Annotated in this window: 6 protein-coding genes; all 6 read left to right on the forward strand. The window is 65.4% G+C overall.

Features of this window, described 5'->3' with window-relative positions:
• The first annotated feature begins 102 nt into the window (after positions 1 to 102).
• The 6 genes from JXA24_07125 to pnp all read left to right on the forward strand — a co-directional run bounded on the left by JXA24_07125 (position 103) and on the right by pnp (position 5,080).
• On the forward strand, positions 103 to 390 hold the full coding sequence (locus tag JXA24_07125) for a DUF503 domain-containing protein (GenBank protein ID MBN1283523.1): 288 nt from the start codon (positions 103 to 105) through the stop codon (positions 388 to 390).
• Entirely contained in the window at positions 387 to 758 is a 372-nt protein-coding gene (gene rbfA / locus JXA24_07130; GenBank protein MBN1283524.1) for a 30S ribosome-binding factor RbfA, read from the forward strand. Before JXA24_07125 ends, rbfA begins: the two co-directional genes overlap by 4 nt.
• Positions 751 to 1,731 carry a DHH family phosphoesterase gene (locus JXA24_07135; GenBank protein ID MBN1283525.1) on the forward strand — a complete coding sequence of 327 codons (981 nt, stop codon included), beginning with the start codon at positions 751 to 753 and terminating at the stop codon, positions 1,729 to 1,731. Before rbfA ends, JXA24_07135 begins: the two co-directional genes overlap by 8 nt.
• Entirely contained in the window at positions 1,728 to 2,429 is a 702-nt protein-coding gene (gene truB, locus JXA24_07140; protein ID MBN1283526.1) for a tRNA pseudouridine(55) synthase TruB, read from the forward strand. The genes JXA24_07135 and truB overlap by 4 nt, the downstream gene beginning before the upstream one ends.
• A 62-nt stretch (positions 2,430 to 2,491) precedes the next feature.
• Complete coding sequence (gene rpsO, locus JXA24_07145) at positions 2,492 to 2,761, forward strand: 30S ribosomal protein S15 (GenBank protein ID MBN1283527.1); 270 nt, start codon at positions 2,492 to 2,494, stop codon at positions 2,759 to 2,761.
• Positions 2,762 to 2,971: 210 nt separating this feature from the next.
• Positions 2,972 to 5,080: a polyribonucleotide nucleotidyltransferase gene (gene pnp, locus JXA24_07150; GenBank protein MBN1283528.1), complete on the forward strand. Its 2,109-nt coding sequence runs from the start codon at positions 2,972 to 2,974 to the stop codon at positions 5,078 to 5,080.
• The last annotated feature ends 124 nt before the right edge of the window (positions 5,081 to 5,204 follow it).

The following is a 5,204-nucleotide window of genomic DNA, read 5'->3' on the forward strand; positions in this document are numbered from 1 at the left end:
CCGTGACTCGTGACTCGTGACTGGCGTGATGACACGGGTTTGCGGGTCGCCGTTCACCAGTCACGACTTACGAGTTACGAGTCACGAGTCACGAGTCACGGTATGGTAGTCGGAATCTGCAAGCTCGATCTCATGATCCCCGGTTGCCGCTCCCTGAAGGAGAAGAGGCGGGCCCTGCGCAGGATCAAGGACCGCACGCGCAGCGAGTTTCGCATCCCGGTCGCCGAGGTGGGTCACGGCGACCTCTGGCAGCGCGCCGAGCTCGGCTTCGCCGCGGTGGGCAACGACAGGCGCGTCATCGAGGGGCTGATCGCGAAGATGCAGGATTTCATCGAGGGACTCGGCGTGGCGCAGATAATCGACCAGCACACGGAGCTCATCAACATATGAGGCAGGGCGCTCAATTCGACAGGGCGGAGAGGGTTGCGGACGCGATCAGGAAGCTTGTTTCGGAGGCGCTGATCATGGAGGTCTCCGACCCGAGGGTCAGGGGCGCGCAGATCACGCGCGTGCGCATGACCCGGGATCTGCGCATCGCCAGGGTCTACTACCACCTGAGCCCCTCGACCGAGCAGCGGCGCGCCACGATGGCCAGGGGTTTCAAAAGCGTCGCGGGCTTCATCAGGAAGCGCATCGGCGACGAGATGTCGCTCAAGTTCACGCCCGAGGTGGAGTTCTACTACGACGAGTCGGTGGACCTCGGGGAGAGGATCGACAGGCTCATGGCCGGCGAGAGGGGGGAGGGACGCGATGAATGACTACGGTGCGTTCATCGAGAGGCTGAAGCGGGGGAAGCTCTTCCTCGTCGCCTCGCACTACAGCCCGGACGGCGACGCCATCGGGTCGACCATCGCGCTGGGTCGGGCGCTCGAGATGATGGGCAAGCAGGCGGTCCTGTACAACCGCGACCCCCTGCCCGGGAACCTCGCGTTTCTACCCGGCTCCGACCGGCTCGTCTGCAAGATCCCGGCCGGCGCCGCCTTCGACATGTCCATCATGGTGGACTGCGCGCAGCGCAAGAGGGTCTCGGACGAGTTCGCCTCGAGCGGGGCGCTCGGGGATGTGGCGTGCATCGACCACCACAAGCTCCAGGGCGTCGAGGCGGACCACGTGCTCCTGGACGACGGGGCCGCATCCACCGGCGAGGTGGTCTTGAGGCTCGTCGAGGCGGCTGGGCTCCCCGTGGGGCCGGAGCTGGCGAAGTGCATATACACCACGCTCGTGGTCGACACCGGCTTCTTCAGGTATTCGTCGACCGACGCGCGCGTGCTCGGGCTCGCCTCCAGGCTCGTGGAGCGGGGTGCGTCCCCGTGGGAGGTGGCAAAGAATCTGGAGGAGTCGTACCCCGAATCGCGCATCAGGCTGCTTGCCCGCTCGCTGGCGACTCTCAGGGTCGAGCTCGCAGGGCGATATGCAACGATGGACGTGACCTCCAGGATGCTGGCCGAGACCGGCGCCGGCATAGAGTACTCGGACGAGTTCTCCACGTACCCGCGCTCGATAAGCGGCGTGGAGGTCGCAGCCCTCTTCAGGGAGCTCGAACCGCGCTGCGTGAAGGTGAGCCTTCGGTCCAAGGACCGCGTCGACGTAGCGGAGCTGGCGCGTGAGATGGGCGGCGGCGGGCATGCGCGGGCCGCGGGCGTCCGCATCCGTGCCTCCATGGACGAGGCCAAGAGGATGATGCTCGAGGCGGTTGGGAAGGCGCTGAATTCCGTGACCGGTGACTCGTGACTCGTGACCCGGATAATCTGTCGGGCGTGCTCGTGATCGACAAGGGGCCCGGCTTCACCTCGCACGACGTCGTGGCGATCGTGAAGAGGCTGGCGCGGGCGCGGAAGGTCGGCCACCTCGGCACCCTCGATCCCGCGGCCAGCGGCGTGCTGCCCCTGGTGATCAACGAGGCAACGATGCACGCATCGAAGCTCGCGGGAGGCGAAAAGGTCTACGAGTTCACGCTCTCGCTGGGCCGCTCCACCGACACCGACGACGACACAGGCCGGACGATCGCTGAGGCCCCGGTGCCGGCCGAGATCATGTCCGGGCTCGTGGGGCTCCTGCCCCGTTTCGTGGGGCGGACCATGCAGGTGCCGCCGGCCTACTCGGCGGTGAAGAGGGCGGGGGTCAGGTCCTACCGGATGGCCAGGGAGGGCAGGGCCCTGCCGCTGGACCCCAGGCCGGCTGAGATCAGGTCGCTCGAACTCGTCGGAGGGTGCATGCCGGAGCCAAGGCTCAGGATGGCGTGCGGGCCGGGGACCTTTGTGCGCGCCCTCTGCAGGGACCTGGGCGCAGCCCTGGGCTGCGGCGGCCATGCAAAGGGGATCAGGAGGCTTGCCAGCGGCCCCTATATAATAGATATGGCGGTGACCCTTGAGGCCCTGAAGGCGGAACCGAACGCCTTGAGGGACCATATCGTCCCGGTGGCTCTCTGATGGGGTGGCCCTGAAAAAATGCTTTACAGTTAACCCTTTATGATATAAGCATCGCGCCCACTATGACGATCGAGAGAGAGAAGAAGCAGGAGATCATAAGCAAGTTTCGCACCGGCGATGCGGACACCGGATCGCCCGAGGTGCAGGTGGCGCTTTTGTCCGAGAGGATAAAGGGCCTCGCCGGTCACTTCGACACGCACGCAAAGGATCATTCAAGCCGCCGCGGCCTGCTCAAGATGGTCGGCCGAAGGCGCAAGCTGCTGAGCTACCTCAAGAAGACCGATGAGGACGGCTACAAGGCGCTGATAAAGGAGCTGGGCATAAGGAAGTAGCCCGGTCCCGCGGCCGAAGGAGAGTGCGCTGATAATTTCCATAAACGCTCGCCCCGATGGCGGGCGTTTTCGCAAGTTATCAGTGGAGCCCTTCCTTCGTCCCCCTGTCAGGCACAGACGGCAGCCGCAGTTTCAACGATGAAAGGCGGAGCACGCACGGCGGGCCATTTCGGCACGCGCCGGGCGACCATCGCGCCCAAGGAGAGAGAAATGCCTAAGAAGAGCAAAGCGGAGGTAGGCGGACGGGAGATGATCATCGAGACCGGCCGGATAGCCAAGCAGGCCGGCGGCTCCGTGGTGGTCCGCTACGGCGATTCCGTCGTCCTGGTGACGGCGCAGGCGAGGCCGGAGGCCTCCGACAGGAAAGATTTTCTTCCGCTGTCGGTGGACTACATAGAGAAGACCTTCGCCGCAGGAAAGATCCCCGGCGGGTTCTTCAAGCGCGAGGGGAGGCCGACCGCCAGGGAGACCCTCACCAGCCGTCTGATAGACAGGCCGATAAGGCCGCTCTTCCCGAAGGGGTTCTTCAACGAGACGCAGGTGATCGCCACCGTGCTGTCGTCCGACAACGACCACGACCCGGACACGCTCGGCGTGATCGGCGCGTCGGCCGCGCTGACCCTCTCGCCGTACCCGTTCAAGGGCCCGGTGGCGTGCGTCAGGGTGGGACGCGTGGACGGCAGGTTCGTGTGCAATCCGAGGGAGGCCGAGCGCGGCAGGAGCGACATCGACGTGATCGTCGCCGGCACGCGCGACGCGATAGTCATGGTCGAGGGCGGCGCCGGGATGGTCTCCGAGGACGACATGGTGGAGGCGCTCATGTTCGCGCACAGTCAGATGCAGCCGGCCATCGACGCGCAGCTGGATCTGCAGAAGCAGGCGGGCAGGGAGAAGTGGGCCGACCCGGCGCTGGAGGACACCTCGGAGCTCAAAAAGAGGGTCGAGGCCGAGACCGGCGACAGGCTCGCGCGGGCGGTCACCATCCCCACCAAGATGGAGCGCTACGCGGCGCTCGACGAGCTCAAGAAGGATCTCGTCGAGAAGCTGGTGCCCGAGGACGACGAGACCGGGCTCTCCGGTCAGGTCAAGGAGATCTTCTCCGACCTGAAGAAGGATTTCGTCCGCAGCATGATCCTCGCAGACGGCAGGAGGATAGACGGCAGGGGGCTGACCGACGTCAGGCCGATCGCCTGCGACGTCTCGTTCCTTCCCCGCACCCACGGGTCCGCCCTGTTCACCCGCGGCGAGACTCAGGCGCTGGCCACGGTGACACTCGGCACCAAGGAGGACCAGCAGCTCATAGAGAACATAACCGCCGAGTACTACGAGAAATTCCTGCTGCACTACAACTTCCCGCCGTTCTGCGTGGGCGAGGTCAAGTTCCTCAGGGGGCCGAGCCGCCGCGAGATCGGCCACGGCACGCTGGCCGAGAGGGCCATCAGGCGCGTGCTGCCCGGCGAGGAGGAGTTCCCCTACACGATAAGGGTCGTCTCCGAGATACTCGAGTCCAACGGCAGCTCCTCGATGGCGACCGTGTGCGGCTCGGTGCTCGCCCTCATGGACGCGGGCGTCCCCATCAGGGCGCCGGTGGCGGGGGTCGCGATGGGGCTCATAAAGGAGGACTCGCAGACCGCGGTCCTCACCGACATACTCGGCGACGAGGACCACCTCGGCGACATGGACTTCAAGGTCTGCGGCACCAGGGAGGGAGTCACCGCGCTGCAGATGGACATCAAGATCGGCGGGATCACGCGGGAGATATTCCAGAAGGCGCTGCGCCAGGCGCGCGACGCGAGGCTGTCCATACTCGACACCATGGAGAGGGCGATCGCCAAGCCCCGCAAGGAGCTCTCTCCCTATGCGCCGAAGCTCACGGTCATCAAGATACCGATCGACCGCATCGGCGACCTGATAGGCCCGGGCGGCAAGAACGTCCGCAAGATCATCGAGGAGACCGGCGCCACCATCGACATCAACGACGACGGCACGGTGGTGATCGGCGCGATCGACCAGGCCTCGGGGGACATGGCGATCAAGCTGGTCAAGCGCTGCACCGCCATGCCGGAGGTGGGCAAGTACTATCGGGGCAAGGTGGTGCGCATAGCCGACTTCGGCGCCTTCGTGGAGATATTCCCGAAGGTCGACGGCCTGCTCCACATCTCGCAGATAGAGAAGAACCGCATCAAGCAGGTCTCCGACGTGCTCAAGATGGGCGACGAGGTGGTGGTCAAGGTGCTGGAGATCGACCCTGAGAGCGGCAAGATCAGGCTCTCCCGCAAGGACGCCTTCGGCCACGAGGGCGAGGTCGAGGAGATATAGCGGACGGCGGGAACGGGAACTACGGGACTCGGGGGGTCCTGCGGGTGACCGCAGGGCCCTTTTTTGCGCAACTTTCCTCTCCGTCGGCCGATAAGCGTCCATCATGGGGGGACGCGGGTGATCG

This window comes from Pseudomonadota bacterium, from assembly GCA_016927275.1.
Classification (GTDB): domain Bacteria; phylum UBA10199; class UBA10199; order 2-02-FULL-44-16; family JAAZCA01; genus JAFGMW01.

Bases quoted from the DNA above. Each gene is read 5' to 3' on its own strand.
- JXA24_07125 (MBN1283523.1), top strand. From the start codon at position 103: ATGGTAGTCGGAATCTGCAAGCTCGATCTCATGATCCCCGGTTGCCGC.
- rbfA (MBN1283524.1), top strand. From the start codon at position 387: ATGAGGCAGGGCGCTCAATTCGACAGGGCGGAGAGGGTTGCGGACGCG.
- JXA24_07135 (MBN1283525.1), top strand. From the start codon at position 751: ATGAATGACTACGGTGCGTTCATCGAGAGGCTGAAGCGGGGGAAGCTC.
- rpsO (MBN1283527.1), top strand. From the start codon at position 2,492: ATGACGATCGAGAGAGAGAAGAAGCAGGAGATCATAAGCAAGTTTCGC.
- pnp (MBN1283528.1), top strand. From the start codon at position 2,972: ATGCCTAAGAAGAGCAAAGCGGAGGTAGGCGGACGGGAGATGATCATC.